The organism is Tissierella creatinophila DSM 6911, assembly GCF_001940565.1.
Taxonomy (GTDB): Bacteria; Bacillota; Clostridia; order Tissierellales; family Tissierellaceae; genus Tissierella_A; species Tissierella_A creatinophila.
In genome coordinates, this window is record NZ_LTDM01000029.1 from 1 (window position 1) to 12,466 (window position 12,466).

Annotated in this window: 20 protein-coding genes; all 20 read left to right on the forward strand. The window is 30.6% G+C overall.

Annotation, left to right across the window (positions count from 1 at the left end):
- The first annotated feature begins 135 nt into the window (after positions 1-135).
- The 20 genes from TICRE_RS07935 (at position 136) to TICRE_RS13245 (ending at position 12,299) form a co-directional block, all read left to right on the forward strand.
- Positions 136-366, forward strand: coding sequence for a hypothetical protein (locus TICRE_RS07935; RefSeq protein WP_075726882.1), 231 nt, complete (start codon positions 136-138; stop codon positions 364-366).
- 2 nt (positions 367-368) lie between these two features.
- Complete coding sequence (locus TICRE_RS12965; protein ID WP_084191894.1) at positions 369-1,226, forward strand: HNH endonuclease signature motif containing protein; 858 nt, start codon at positions 369-371, stop codon at positions 1,224-1,226.
- A gap of 36 nt (positions 1,227-1,262) precedes the next feature.
- Positions 1,263-1,586 carry a nucleoside triphosphate pyrophosphohydrolase family protein gene (locus TICRE_RS07945; RefSeq protein WP_075726884.1) on the forward strand — a complete coding sequence of 108 codons (324 nt, stop codon included), beginning with the start codon at positions 1,263-1,265 and terminating at the stop codon, positions 1,584-1,586.
- A complete protein-coding gene (locus TICRE_RS07950; protein WP_075726887.1) occupies positions 1,579-1,839 on the forward strand; it encodes a nucleotide modification associated domain-containing protein in 261 nt (86 codons plus the stop codon). Before TICRE_RS07945 ends, TICRE_RS07950 begins: the two co-directional genes overlap by 8 nt.
- Positions 1,840-1,841: 2 nt before the next feature.
- Positions 1,842-2,114: a hypothetical protein gene (locus TICRE_RS07955; RefSeq protein WP_075726889.1), complete on the forward strand. Its 273-nt coding sequence runs from the start codon at positions 1,842-1,844 to the stop codon at positions 2,112-2,114.
- 13 nt (positions 2,115-2,127) lie between these two features.
- Positions 2,128-2,547: a hypothetical protein gene (locus TICRE_RS07960; protein WP_075726891.1), complete on the forward strand. Its 420-nt coding sequence runs from the start codon at positions 2,128-2,130 to the stop codon at positions 2,545-2,547.
- A 230-nt stretch (positions 2,548-2,777) separates the two neighbouring features.
- The gene (locus TICRE_RS07965) at positions 2,778-3,668 is read left to right on the forward strand and encodes a hypothetical protein (RefSeq protein WP_075726893.1); all 891 of its coding nucleotides are present in this window, start codon (positions 2,778-2,780) and stop codon (positions 3,666-3,668) included.
- Positions 3,669-3,717: 49 nt separating this feature from the next.
- Positions 3,718-4,098 carry an HNH endonuclease gene (locus TICRE_RS07970; protein WP_075726895.1) on the forward strand — a complete coding sequence of 127 codons (381 nt, stop codon included), beginning with the start codon at positions 3,718-3,720 and terminating at the stop codon, positions 4,096-4,098.
- A 70-nt stretch (positions 4,099-4,168) separates the two neighbouring features.
- Positions 4,169-4,630 carry a phage terminase small subunit P27 family gene (locus TICRE_RS07975; RefSeq protein ID WP_075726897.1) on the forward strand — a complete coding sequence of 154 codons (462 nt, stop codon included), beginning with the start codon at positions 4,169-4,171 and terminating at the stop codon, positions 4,628-4,630.
- Positions 4,627-6,306 carry a terminase large subunit gene (locus tag TICRE_RS07980; protein ID WP_075726899.1) on the forward strand — a complete coding sequence of 560 codons (1,680 nt, stop codon included), beginning with the start codon at positions 4,627-4,629 and terminating at the stop codon, positions 6,304-6,306. Before TICRE_RS07975 ends, TICRE_RS07980 begins: the two co-directional genes overlap by 4 nt.
- A 15-nt stretch (positions 6,307-6,321) precedes the next feature.
- Positions 6,322-7,551, forward strand: a complete 1,230-nt coding sequence (locus TICRE_RS07985) for a phage portal protein (protein ID WP_075726901.1) — start codon at positions 6,322-6,324, stop codon at positions 7,549-7,551.
- Positions 7,529-8,110, forward strand: a complete 582-nt coding sequence (locus TICRE_RS07990) for an HK97 family phage prohead protease (RefSeq protein WP_075726903.1) — start codon at positions 7,529-7,531, stop codon at positions 8,108-8,110. The genes TICRE_RS07985 and TICRE_RS07990 overlap by 23 nt, the downstream gene beginning before the upstream one ends.
- A 5-nt stretch (positions 8,111-8,115) precedes the next feature.
- Positions 8,116-9,285 carry a phage major capsid protein gene (locus TICRE_RS07995; RefSeq protein WP_084191896.1) on the forward strand — a complete coding sequence of 390 codons (1,170 nt, stop codon included), beginning with the start codon at positions 8,116-8,118 and terminating at the stop codon, positions 9,283-9,285.
- Positions 9,286-9,295: 10 nt separating this feature from the next.
- Positions 9,296-9,463, forward strand: coding sequence for a hypothetical protein (locus TICRE_RS13480; protein ID WP_198927532.1), 168 nt, complete (start codon positions 9,296-9,298; stop codon positions 9,461-9,463).
- Complete coding sequence (locus TICRE_RS08000) at positions 9,460-9,753, forward strand: head-tail connector protein (RefSeq protein WP_075726905.1); 294 nt, start codon at positions 9,460-9,462, stop codon at positions 9,751-9,753. The genes TICRE_RS13480 and TICRE_RS08000 overlap by 4 nt, the downstream gene beginning before the upstream one ends.
- A gap of 12 nt (positions 9,754-9,765) precedes the next feature.
- Positions 9,766-10,092 carry a hypothetical protein gene (locus TICRE_RS08005; protein ID WP_075726907.1) on the forward strand — a complete coding sequence of 109 codons (327 nt, stop codon included), beginning with the start codon at positions 9,766-9,768 and terminating at the stop codon, positions 10,090-10,092.
- 8 nt (positions 10,093-10,100) lie between these two features.
- On the forward strand, positions 10,101-10,535 hold the full coding sequence (locus tag TICRE_RS08010) for an HK97 gp10 family phage protein (RefSeq protein ID WP_075726909.1): 435 nt from the start codon (positions 10,101-10,103) through the stop codon (positions 10,533-10,535).
- A gap of 3 nt (positions 10,536-10,538) precedes the next feature.
- Positions 10,539-11,051 (forward strand): phage tail terminator family protein, encoded by a 513-nt coding sequence (locus TICRE_RS08015; RefSeq protein WP_075726911.1) that lies wholly within the window; start codon positions 10,539-10,541, stop codon positions 11,049-11,051.
- Between the two features lie 6 nt (positions 11,052-11,057).
- The gene (locus TICRE_RS08020; protein ID WP_075726913.1) at positions 11,058-12,125 is read left to right on the forward strand and encodes a phage tail sheath C-terminal domain-containing protein; all 1,068 of its coding nucleotides are present in this window, start codon (positions 11,058-11,060) and stop codon (positions 12,123-12,125) included.
- 15 nt (positions 12,126-12,140) lie between these two features.
- The gene (locus TICRE_RS13245) at positions 12,141-12,299 is read left to right on the forward strand and encodes a hypothetical protein (protein ID WP_158016481.1); all 159 of its coding nucleotides are present in this window, start codon (positions 12,141-12,143) and stop codon (positions 12,297-12,299) included.
- Positions 12,300-12,466: the final 167 nt, after the last annotated feature.

Consider the following 12,466-nt stretch of genomic DNA (forward strand, 5'->3'; position numbering starts at 1 on the left):
GAAATGTTAGATGAAATAGAAGAACTTTATTTTAAAGGTTATAGATTAAAAGAAATTTTACAACATTTTAAGAAAACTAATGGATATGTAGAAAATTTATATTATCAAATGTTTAAAAAATGGGAGGGTAAATAAATGAAAAACACACTAGGAGATTTAAACAATCATCTATTCGCACAACTTGAAAGATTATCAGATGAAGATATAAAAGGTGAAGAACTTAAAGAAGAAATAGAAAGGGCAAAAGCAGTAACGAGCATTTCTTCAAGTATCATTCAAAATGCAAATTTAGTATTTCAATCTAAAAAGTTCATGAATGACTTATGGGATGCAGATACTGATTTACCGAAAATGCTGGAGGGGTAGGCATGAGAAAAGTTTATACAGATGAACACATTGATTATCTTAAAGAAATATCACTAGGAAAAAATAATAGAGAAATAACTAAATTATTTAATGCAAAATTTGATATGGACAAAGGTGAAAGTGCTATACGGAATTTGAGAAATAAACATAGAATAAAATGTGCTAACAATGGATTGGTGCAAATGTATAAAGAAAAACATATTGATTATTTAAGGAAAATAGCTCCTGATAGGACAAATGAAGAGATAACAGAGTTGTTTAATAAAAAGTTTAACATGAATAAAAGTCCAGGAGCTATAGCATCCATAAAATATAAAAACAAAATAAGCTCTTTTGATATACCTAAAGAATACACAAAGGAAGAAGTAAATTATTTAAGAAAAATAAGTTATGGCAAAACTAACAAGGAAATTACACAAATGTTTAATAAAAAATTCAATTCTAATAGAAATGAAAGTGGGATTCATTGTGTAAGAATGAAATATAAAATATACACAGGTGATGATGGAAGATTTCAAAAAGGGAACTTTTCTCCGAATAGAGTTTCTATGGGAACTGAAAGGATAACCAAAGATGGATATATACAAGTAAAAATCAGGGATGGAAAACAACAAAGAAATTGGAGAGGAAAACATATATTAGAGTGGGAAAAGGTAAATGGATCCTTGCCTGAAGGTCATGCAATTATTTTTGGAGATGGAAATAACAGGAACTTTGATATAAACAATTTAATATGTGTAAGTAGAAAGCAACTACTTGGATTAAATAGACATAATCTCATACAGGAAGATTCGGATCTTACAAAAACAGCTATAAATATTGTAGATTTAAAATATAAGATAAGTGAGAGAAAGAAATAAATAAATTAACCAATTTATCTAAGGAGGATATATAAAATGAATTTAAAAGAATATCAAGAAAAATCAAAGAGAACTCTTAACAATAATCTAACTAAATACGAGCAAGTAGATAACATGGTTTATGGAATCCTGGGAGAGTCAGGGGAAGTAGTAGACATTTTGAAAAAATCTAGATTTCAGGGACATGTCTTAGATAAAGACAAGTTAAAAGAGGAAATAGGAGATGTAATGTTCTATATTGCTAATTTATGCAACTTACTAGATTTAGATCTAGAAGAAATCATTCAACAAAATTACAATAAACTTCTTAAAAGATACCCAGAAGGATTTTCAACTGAGAGGAGTGTTAATCGTGAATAAATCATTAATACATGAAAAAATATGTGATGAACTAAATGAATTATATATAACTAAAAATAAAGAATATGGTGATAGTTTCGGAAAAGCTTATGAAGATATAGGACCTATAAGTGCAATAACTCAAATTTATCACAAAACTCAAAGGCTAGTAAACATATATAGTAAAGATGAAATAGTACATGAAAGTTTAATAGACAATCTAAAAGATTTAGCAAATTATGCAATCATGACAATAATAGAATTGGAGGAATAATAATGAGTGGTGGAAGTTATAATTATTTATTTGGACAAGTTGATAATGAATATGTAGGGAGTATGTTTGATATTGAGTTGAATGACATGATGTATGACTTAGTAAAAGTATTGAAAGATTTAGAGTGGTGGCAAAGTGGAGATATAGGAGAAGAAGAATATAGAAAAACAGTAAAAGGTTTTAAAGATAGGTGGTTTGGTAATAGAGTGGGAATAAATAATAGAACGGTTATAGGAATATTGAAAGATGCTATAAAAGAAATAGAAGATCTATAGGAGGACAAGTCTATTGAAGAAAACTCTAAGACAATATAACTCTTTAATACAAGAAATAAAGGAGCTTAATGAAGAAATAGAAAAGATGAAAAATAAAAAATATAGTTATGAAAAAGATAGTGTAACAGGATCTAATGCAGAATTTCCATACCAAGCTATGAATTATAACATTGAAGGAATAGTGCCTGTAGATACAACAGTAAAAGAAAGTATGCTAACTAAAAGATTGAATAAGTGTGAAGAATTGAAAATAGATATAGAGCGATTCATATCTGATATACCAGATAGTCTTACTAGAAGAGTATTTAGATATAGATATATTGAAGGACTAGAGTGGAGACCTATAGCTAGAAGAATTGGTAGACATGATGAAAGTTATCCGAGGAAGATGATACATGATAGATATTTAGAGAGGATAAAGCCGATGAGATAACAACGAGATAACAACGAGGCAACAACGAGAGATATATATAATATTTAATATAATCCGTTTAATCCGATTTATATATGTTAATATGGTAATAAGTAGCAATATAAATAATTTCACCCTTTTATATGAATAGGCCTTTAGATTCAATTCTATTGGCCTATTTTATTTGAAAATAAAACTATGTGGCAAATGTTACTATATTTGATATAATAGTGACAAAAGGGGGAATTATAATGAAAAAACAAAGAATTAAAAAACCGTTTTATAAAAGATGGTGGTTTATAGCAATTATAGTAATTGCTATAGCTGGTGCGTTCACAGATACAGATGATACAGATAAAAAAGAAGAAAAGCCAGCAGTTAGTAAAAAGGTAGATGAAAAAGAAAAACCTAAGAAGGAAAAACCCAAAGAAGAAAACTTAAAGATTACTGGAGATTTAAAAATTGAATTTAAAGATAACAAGGCCATAGCAACAATAACAACCAATGCTATTGATGGTAGTGTATTTGAAACATCTATTATAGATAGTAAACTAAATATGGTTAGTGACTTTATTTCTGTTAAAGATGGAAAAGCAATAAAAGAGTTTGAAGTAAACAAAGAATGGGAACCAGGATACTTATCTGGCATAGCTGGAATGAGGTTTAACTTAGACGATCATCCTCAACCAGAAGAAGTAAGAAAATTATATGGAGAAAACGGTGAAAAATTAAAAGGGGATTTTATACAAGAAAATAATGAAGAAGGTTATAATATAAACTTAAAAAATAAAACCGTACCATATCCAGATGAGGCAACTGCGAAAGCTAAACAAGATGAATTATTTAATAAGGCGATAACTGAATTAATTGAAGCTAGTGAAGGAATAATTATAGATATACGACCAAGGTTTGAAAAAGAGGATTGGAGTGCGGTATCTGTAACAGTCAGTGATGTATGGTATAATTCTCAAGAACATGAGAAAGAAAGATTTGCTGAACAAGTTGGAGACACAGTATCTACATTAGTTACAAATGGCGGAAAAGTAGAGCAGAATAAACCGGTATTGGTATATATAATGGATACTTATAATAAAGAGTTAGCATCTCCTAAAATAACCGGAGGTTATAAAATAAAGAAATAAGCTAAAGACACTTACTTATGTAGGTGTCTTTTTATATGGAGTGATAGATGTGTTAAGGAGCTGTAAGCACTGTGGTAGGATACATGATACCAAGGTAGACTGTGGCATGAAGCCTAAGAGGACTAAAGAACCTACTAAGATAAACAAGTTCAGGTGGAGTAGAGTATGGAGGAATAAAAGGAATAGCATTGTAGAGAGAGACAACTATCTATGTCAAGTGTGTAAGGACAATAAGAGATATGTGTATGAGGGACTAGAAGTTCATCACATAGCACCACTGGAAGAGAATTATAATATAAAACTTGAAGAAAGTAATTTAATTACTTTGTGTGTAAATTGTCACAAAAAAGCTGATGCAAATAAAATTGAAAGAAATTATCTGAAAGAATTGATAAAGATACCCCCGGAGTATGATCGTATGGTTTTTTAAAATGTCTGGATACCACATACCCCCAATTGCTCAAAAAAAAATCCCTAAATGGGGCCTAGGAGGTGAGGATATGGCAAGGCCTTCAAAAAGTGTTGCTACAATGAGTAAAAATTTAACCAAAGAAGAGAAAGAAACTAGATTAAAAGTAGAAGAGAAACTAAAAGGTGGAACTAATAAAATAACTCCTCCTAAGCACTTAAATAAAAGTCAAAAAAAAATATTTAGAAATATAGTAAATGAGTTGGAGACAAGCGGAGTATTAGGAAATTTAGATATTTATATACTGTCTACTTGTAGTATAGCCTTAGATAGAATACAAACTATTGAGACTACTATTAATGACGAACCTGGTATTATAGCAGATAAAGATTTAAGAATGGCCAACGATAAATATACAAAAGACTTTTTCAGATGTTGCAATGAACTATCTCTCTCTCCTCAAAGTAGAGCTAAAATAGGAAATATAGCATTACAAACTCAACAAGAGAAACAAGATCCGCTACTTAAGCTTTTGAGTGGTGGTAAGAAATGATATTATTTGATAAGGCCAAGGAGTATGCAAATGATGTAGTATCAGGAAAAGAGCAAACATCAAAAGAGGTAAGGAAACAATGTAAATGGTTTCTTGAAGATATAGGGAAGCAGAAGAAAAATGATTACTCCTACTATCTCAGTGAAGAACATTTAGAAGTAGTAGAAGGTATTTTAAAACTATTAAACTTTGCTACTGGACTAAATGTAGTAGGTAAAAGCGTATTAGAGGGATTAGCTAACTTCCAAGCCTTTTTTTTATGTAATATATTTGGGTGGAGATTTAAAGAAGAGCCCTCTAAATTTAGATATAGAGATATAACTTTATTTATCCCTAGAAAAAATGCAAAAACTTTTATAGCTGCAATAACATTTATAATATTAATGCTAACAGAAGATGATTACTCCGAGTTTTATTCTATATGTTTAGATAGAGAACTCGCGGGATTGGTTAAAAAAGCAATGATCCAAATAATACAAACATCTCCAGCTATAGAAAACCACTTTAAAACAAGTGAAACTTTATCAGGAAAGATAACTTGTAAACTTACTAACAGTTTTTACCAAGCAAGAACTGCTGAAAGTGGTAGAAATAACGGAATAATGCCCAGTGCTTATATAGCAGATGAGATAGGAAACTTTAAAGATTATAAAAATATAAATGCTATGAAGTCAGGACAATTATCAGTTAGGAATCCACTAAGAATAAACCTTACAACTGCTTATGCAGAAGATAAGTCCATAATGCTAGAAGAATTAGACTATTTAAGGAAAATATATAATGAATTAATTGTAGAAGAAAGAACATTTTCTTTACTTTATTATGCAGATAAAGAAAATCTTTGGACAGATGAAGGTATATATCAAGCTAATCCATTAAGGATAGAAGAAAATTATCAAGAGATTAAGGATAATAGAGATAAGGCCCTTGAAAAACAAGGCGAAAGAGAAGAATACCTTTGTAAACACATGAATCACTTTTTACCTAGTAATAGTGGAGAAGAATTTATAAAAATAGAAGATTTAAGAAAATGTAAAGTAGATGAATTTAACTGGGAAGGTAGAGAAGTATGGTTAGGACTAGACCTTGCTCAAACTACAGATAACTGTGGACTTGCTATGGTAACAGAAGATAATGGGACTGTAATAGCAGATGTAAAAGCATTTATTCCTTCTGATAGAATAGAAGAGAAGTCTAAAATTGAAAAAGAAGATTACAGATATCACATAAAGAAGAAAACTTGCTATGCTTGTGGAGATTTAGTAGTAGATTACAACTTTATAGAACAAGTAATAATGGAAATAGAGAGTAAGTATAAAGTTATAGTAATGGGTATAGGCTATGACCGATATAATGCCCTCTCTACTGCTCAAAAGCTAGAACAAGAAGGATATGTAACTGTAGAGATAAAACAGCACTCATCAGTCTTACACCCTGCTACAAAGTTACTTAGGGAGCTTATACTATCTAAGAAATTTAGATATATTGATAATAGATTGTTAGAAGTAAACTTTCAAAATGCAAAGATAGTGGAAGATAACAATAAAAATATCTATGTAAATAAAAAGAGATCTACTGGTAAAGTAGATATGGTAGTTAGTCTGATAAATGCAATGTATATGCTTGAACAAGATTTATTATTTGGAAATGATGGTTTTGCAGTGCAAGTAGTATAGAGAGGTGGTGATATATTGAAATGGCCATGGCAAAAAGAAGAAAGAGCAGAGGAACCGATATCTAATATTGATAATGTTTTATTACAAGCTTTACTAGGAGGATCTACTATATCAAAAAAAGAGGCCCTTAATATTCCTAGCATAAAAAGTTGTATCAACTTTATAGCAGATACAGTGTCTATGATTCCCATAAAACTTTATCAGGCAAAGGATGGTAAAGCAGATGAAATAACAGATGATAATAGAGTCAAATTGCTAAATGATGATACTAAAGATACTTTAGATGCAGTACAATTTTGGAGAGCGTTGATAGCTGATTATTTTTTAGGTAAAGGTGGATACGCTTATATAAAGAAGTATAGAAATCAAGTTGCAAGTCTACATTATGTAGAAGAAGAATTTATTTCTATACAAGAAAACACTGATCCAATATTTAAAGATTATCATATTTTAGTAAATGGGAAAAATTATCTACCTTTTGATTTTTTGAAAATACTTAGAAACTCAAAAGATGGGGCTGAGGGAATTAGCATAATAGAAGAAAATAATCTACTAATAAGTGTAGCTTATAATTCTCTCATCTTTGAAGAAAACTTAGTCAAAAAAGGTGGAAATAAAAAAGGATTTATAAAGTCCCAGAGGAGATTATCAGAAGAAGCTATTACTGCATTAAAAAATGCCTGGAAAAAACTATATAGTAATAACAGTGATAATGTTGTGGTTCTAAATGATGGACTTGATTTTCAGGAATCCTCCAATACAAGTGTAGAAATGCAGCTAAACGAAAATAAAAAATCTAATGCAGACGAGATTTGTAAGATCTTTAATATTCCAGTTAACATCATAAATGGAACTGCATCTAGCAAGGAATACACAAATGCTTTTAAAATGGCAATAATGCCAGTTTTAAGAGTCATAGAGTGTGCTTTAAATAGAGAACTCCTACTTGAAAAAGAAAAGGGTTCTTTTTATTATGCCTTTGATACTAAGGAGATGCTAAAAGGCGACTTGAAAGAAAGATTTGAAGCTTATAAAGTTGCTATTGAATCTAACTTTATGGGAATTGATGAAATCCGATTTATGGAGGATTTACCAGCACTTGGTATAGAGTGGATAAAGTTAGGGCTAGATAGTGTTCTATATGATCCTAAGACTAAAGAAATCTACACACCTAATACCAATCAGAGTCAAAATATAGGAAACTTGAAAGGTGGTGAGAATATTGAGGATAGAGATCCGGAGTGATAGTGTAATTTTAGATGGCTATGTTAATGCAGTTGAAAGATTATCAAGGCCAGTAGTTACTGAAAGAGGTAAATGTGTAGAGAAAATAGAACAAAGAGCCTTTGAAAAGGCTCTAAATAAAGCTGATAATGTTGATTTTTTATTAAACCATAATAAAAATAGGAAACTAGGTTCTATTAAAGAGGGAAATATCGAACTGTTTGAAGATAGTATAGGTCTAAGAGCAATAGCTACAGTTACTGATGGAGAAGTTATTAAAAAAGCTAAAGAACATAAACTTAAGGGTTGGTCTTTTGGGATGTATGTAAATAAAGATAGATTAGAAGAAAGAACTGACAATTTACCAATACGACATGTTGAAGATTTAGACTTAATAGAAGTATCTATAATAGATGATAGACTGAATCCAGTATATACTGCTACATCAGTGGAAACTAGGGCAAATGAAGAGGTAGTAAATGAACAAAGGGGCAGTGAATTCAGAGCAATAACAATAGATAATACGCCTATAAATTATACAGAGTATGAAAACAAAATTAATCAATTAAAAGGAGTGTAGATAAAATGAAAAAACAAAGAGTGTTAGAATTTAGGGCAACAATGAAGACTTTGACAGAACAAAGAAACGATAAGGTGGAGGAACTACAAGCTATAGTTGCCAAAGCTAAAATTGAAACAAGAGCAATGGTAGATGAAGAAGTAAGTAGATTTGATGCACTTGAAAAAGAAATAAAAGAAATCGATAAGACTATAGCAGCTGAAACAAGAGCTAGAGGCTTAGAACTAATTAATGATAAGAAAGATAATAAGAAAATGGAAACAAGAGCAGAGCTTGAAGAAAGAGCTTTTGAAAATTACATTAGAGGAAAAGTTGAAGAAAGAGCAGATATAAATTTAACTGCTGGTGATAATGGGGCTGTTATACCATCATCTATAGCAAATAAAATAATTAAAAAAGTTTATGATATTTGTCCTATATATCAATTAGCAACAAGATATAACGTTGGTGGGACTTTAAGTATTCCTTATTATGATGAATCAACTCAAGCAATTACAATGGCCTATGCTACTGAATTTGTTGAATTAGAATCTACATCAGGTAAGTTTACTAGCATTGAACTAAAAGGATTCCTAGCTGGAGCTTTAAGCAAAGTATCTAAGTCTTTAATTAACAATTCTCAGTTTGCAATAGTGCCTTTTGTTATAAATGCTATGGCAGATTCTATATCTAAGTGGATTGAAAATGAATTACTAAACGGAACTACTAGCAAGGTAGAAGGACTTTCTACAGTTACACAAAAAGTAACAGCTGTAAGTGCGACTGCATTAACAGCAGATGAACTAATAGATCTACAAGAAACAGTTCCAGATGTTTACCAAGGCAATGCTATTTGGGTAATGAATAGAGCTACTAGAAAAGCTATTAGAAAGTTAAAAGACGGGGACGGAACTTATCTATTACAAAAAGACTTTAATGCTAAATGGGGATACACACTATTAGGTAAAGATGTTTATACATCAGACAATATGGCTGGAATGGCTGCTGGAAAAACTGCAATATTCTATGGTGATATGAGTGGACTAGCTGTTAAATTATCAGAAGATGTATCTATAGAAGTATTAAGAGAAAAATATGCTACTCAGCACGCTGTAGGAGTTGTAGGTTGGATTGAAATAGATTCTAAGATAGAAGATGCACAGAAGATAGCTAAGTTGGTAATGAAAGCAGTATAGGAGGTAGGATATGAAAATAAAAGCACTGGTTAGTTTTTCTGGTGTTTTTTCTATGTATAAAGGAGAAGTAAAAGAGTACGATAATGAACATGTACTTAATGATCTTCTCCTTGCGGGATATATAGAAGAAGTAAAAGATAAAACTAATAAAGCCATAAAGAAGGCTGATAAAAAATGAAATTCACAGAAGTAACAATAGATGAAGTGAAAAATTATTGTAGAGTAGATTATGATGATGATAACATTTTATTTACTGCTATACTAGATGGTGCCAAGGCTCATGTAAGAACATATACTGGTTTGAAAGATGATAAACTGGATACTTTACCTGATACTACTATTGCTTTGTTAGTTATATCTAATGAAATGTATGATAACAGAGAGGGAACAAGAAATGACAATAAGTCGGTTAAATTTAATGAGGTCCTAGACCGAATACTAGGCAGTCATTCTATAAACTTACTTTAAGCAGGTGATTAAATGAGATATAGAAATAAACTAGAATTATATGGAAGTAGTCTAGTAGAAAATGAGTTAGGAGAACTATCAAAAGATTTTGGAAAAATTAAAGATGTATATTGCGAGATAATTCCTAGTCATGGTGGAGTAAAATCTATTGGTGGTACTGAAGTAGAAGAAAGCTTTACTATGCAAAGAATATTTATAAGAAAGAAAAGCATAAAAGAGCCTAAGATAGATATGTATTTCAAGGATAGCTTAGGCTGTAAGTATGAAGTATTAGACTTTTTCCCAAACTATAAAAACAATGCAGAATGGGAATTTAGGACTAGAATAAATTATGAGTAGGTGAGAATATGGCTAAGTTTGATTTTAGTGAATTAACAAAGTTTGAAGAAGACTTATTAGAGCTAGCAAAGGATCTAGATAAAGGTAAGCATGCTAAAAAATTCTTAAGGAATTCAGGTAACAAATTAAAAAGAAGAACAGTTAATGCTGCTAAATCAAAAACTAACAAAAGGACTGGAAACCTAATAAAAGGAATTAAAAGAGGCAAGCCTTATAAATATTATGTAGATGGGAGTATGGCAGTGAGAGTTTACCCAGGAAGTCCAGCTTTTCATGCCCACTTAATAGATAGAGGACATAGGATTGTAGATAAAAATGGTAAAGAGCATGGGTTTAAGCCTGGTGTTCATTTTTTCGAAGCAGGTGCAAAGGAATATGAAGGCCAATATTATGAAGATACTCAGAAGTTTATAGATGATTTATTAGATAATCACTTACTTTAGGATGTGATAAAAATAGTTAAATATATAGATATCCACAAAGCAATAGTAAAAAGAATAAGAAGTAAATTTTCAAAAATAGTTTTTAGTACAGATATTGAGAAGGCGATACAAAGACCTTCTTTTTTTATCGACTTCGACAATATAAAAGCTACTGATTTTATGAATGAAGCTCAAGATAGAAACTTAACTGTAAGAATATATTATTTTTCATCTACAATAGATAAAAACAAGAGTGAATTGTTAAAAATGCAAGATGATTTAATAGAATTATTTCTAGAAAACAACTTTTTAACTGTAGATAAAAATATTAATATTGAAATTGATGAACTAGACTTAAGTGTAGTTGATAAAGTTTTACATTGTTATTTTGATATAAAAATATCTGAGAATTACAGAAGAGACAAAGGTTCAATAGATACTGGGGGAAATATAGTGATAGACCCTATAACGGGTGAAATTATACATCCTGATAGTAAAGATCTAATGCAAGAATTAGAGTTAAAAGAAAAGGAGTGATAGTTTATGGCGGATTTAGGAATGCCGAGCATAGATATTATCTTTACTGGATTAGGTGCAAGTGCAGTTCAAAGAAGTCAAGGCGGTAGAACAGCGGTACTTATAATTAAAGATGATACAGATAACACGTTTACATTTAATGAGTATATAAGTATTGATGATTTGACAAACTTAGAACAAGCTAAATATACACCTGGAAACTTGCAATTTATTAAAGATGCACTTGGAGGAACACCTAAAAAGTTAGTAGTCGCTAGAATGGATGAAACTTTAGGAGTATTAGCTGATTTATTAACAGATATAAAAGGCAAGGTTGAGATGAATTGCTGGATAGGGGTAGCTGATGGAACTCAACAAGAGCAAGATGATTTAGTAAGTTTTGTTACATCTAATAATGAGTTGAATAAAAAAAGATACAAGGCTTTAGTCTACAAAGCTACATCTTCAGATGATAAACATATAGTTAACTTTACAAATGAAGGTGAAGAGGGATCTATAGCTTATCTATTAGGATACTTAGCTGGATTATCCTTGGATATAAGTTCTATTGCTAAGGTTCTAAAAATGAAGTCGGTAATAGAACCTGCTGATTTAGGTGTAGCTATAAATAATGGTGAGTTCATACTTTACAATGATGAAGGAGAAGTAAGGGTCGCAAGAGGAATTAACTCACTTGTAACAACAGGACAAGGTGTCACTGATGATATGAAATTCATCCTCATAGTGGAAGTCATGGATATGATTTATACAGACATTTATACTACCTGGAAGAAGTTTTATAAAGGTAAATATAAGAACTCTTTAGACAATCAAATGTTATTAATCGGTGCTATTAATAGTTATTTTACAGCGCTTGAAGATGACTTGTTACTAGATCGTAATTTTGATAATAAATCTATGATTGATGTAAATGAGCAAAGACTTGCCAATATCCCAAAATATGGCGAAACAGAAGTAGCTAAATGGGACAATGATAAAGTTATGGAAATGACATATGGAACTAATGTATTTTTAACTGGAAATATAAAAATATTAAATGCAATGGAAGACTTTAAATTTAAAATATCTATGTAGAAGGGAAGTGATTAAATGTCTAATAAAGGAAATCAATATTGGAACGGTTCAAATGGAAATCTCTGGGTTAATGATAGTGAGTGGGACAAGGTAAAATCTTTTGAAATTAAAATGGCGTTAGAGTGGGAGGATATACCTGATGGCCTAACTACCGAAAGAATGTTGCTGGGATAGATAGTGTCAAGTTACTTTGGGTTTTATAAATAAAAGTATCCCAATATATTAAATATTAATTCTAAGCTCCTCTAAGAGACTTAAGTATAGTATTTAAGCCACTATTTCTACCATCTGACAATATGGGTATATTTCCAATTACTTCATTTGCTGTTTTTGATATTATC

Excerpts from the sequence above, each read along its gene's own strand:
- TICRE_RS07935 (WP_075726882.1), top strand. The coding sequence starts at position 136 with ATGAAAAACACACTAGGAGATTTAAACAATCATCTATTCGCACAACTT.
- TICRE_RS12965 (WP_084191894.1), top strand. The coding sequence starts at position 369 with ATGAGAAAAGTTTATACAGATGAACACATTGATTATCTTAAAGAAATA.
- TICRE_RS07945 (WP_075726884.1), top strand. The coding sequence starts at position 1,263 with ATGAATTTAAAAGAATATCAAGAAAAATCAAAGAGAACTCTTAACAAT.
- TICRE_RS07955 (WP_075726889.1), top strand. The coding sequence starts at position 1,842 with ATGAGTGGTGGAAGTTATAATTATTTATTTGGACAAGTTGATAATGAA.
- TICRE_RS07965 (WP_075726893.1), top strand. The coding sequence starts at position 2,778 with ATGAAAAAACAAAGAATTAAAAAACCGTTTTATAAAAGATGGTGGTTT.
- TICRE_RS07975 (WP_075726897.1), top strand. The coding sequence starts at position 4,169 with ATGGCAAGGCCTTCAAAAAGTGTTGCTACAATGAGTAAAAATTTAACC.
- TICRE_RS07980 (WP_075726899.1), top strand. The coding sequence starts at position 4,627 with ATGATATTATTTGATAAGGCCAAGGAGTATGCAAATGATGTAGTATCA.
- TICRE_RS07995 (WP_084191896.1), top strand. The coding sequence starts at position 8,116 with ATGAAAAAACAAAGAGTGTTAGAATTTAGGGCAACAATGAAGACTTTG.
- TICRE_RS13480 (WP_198927532.1), top strand. The coding sequence starts at position 9,296 with ATGAAAATAAAAGCACTGGTTAGTTTTTCTGGTGTTTTTTCTATGTAT.
- TICRE_RS08000 (WP_075726905.1), top strand. The coding sequence starts at position 9,460 with ATGAAATTCACAGAAGTAACAATAGATGAAGTGAAAAATTATTGTAGA.
- TICRE_RS08005 (WP_075726907.1), top strand. The coding sequence starts at position 9,766 with ATGAGATATAGAAATAAACTAGAATTATATGGAAGTAGTCTAGTAGAA.
- TICRE_RS08010 (WP_075726909.1), top strand. The coding sequence starts at position 10,101 with ATGGCTAAGTTTGATTTTAGTGAATTAACAAAGTTTGAAGAAGACTTA.
- TICRE_RS08020 (WP_075726913.1), top strand. The coding sequence starts at position 11,058 with ATGGCGGATTTAGGAATGCCGAGCATAGATATTATCTTTACTGGATTA.
- TICRE_RS13245 (WP_158016481.1), top strand. The coding sequence starts at position 12,141 with ATGTCTAATAAAGGAAATCAATATTGGAACGGTTCAAATGGAAATCTC.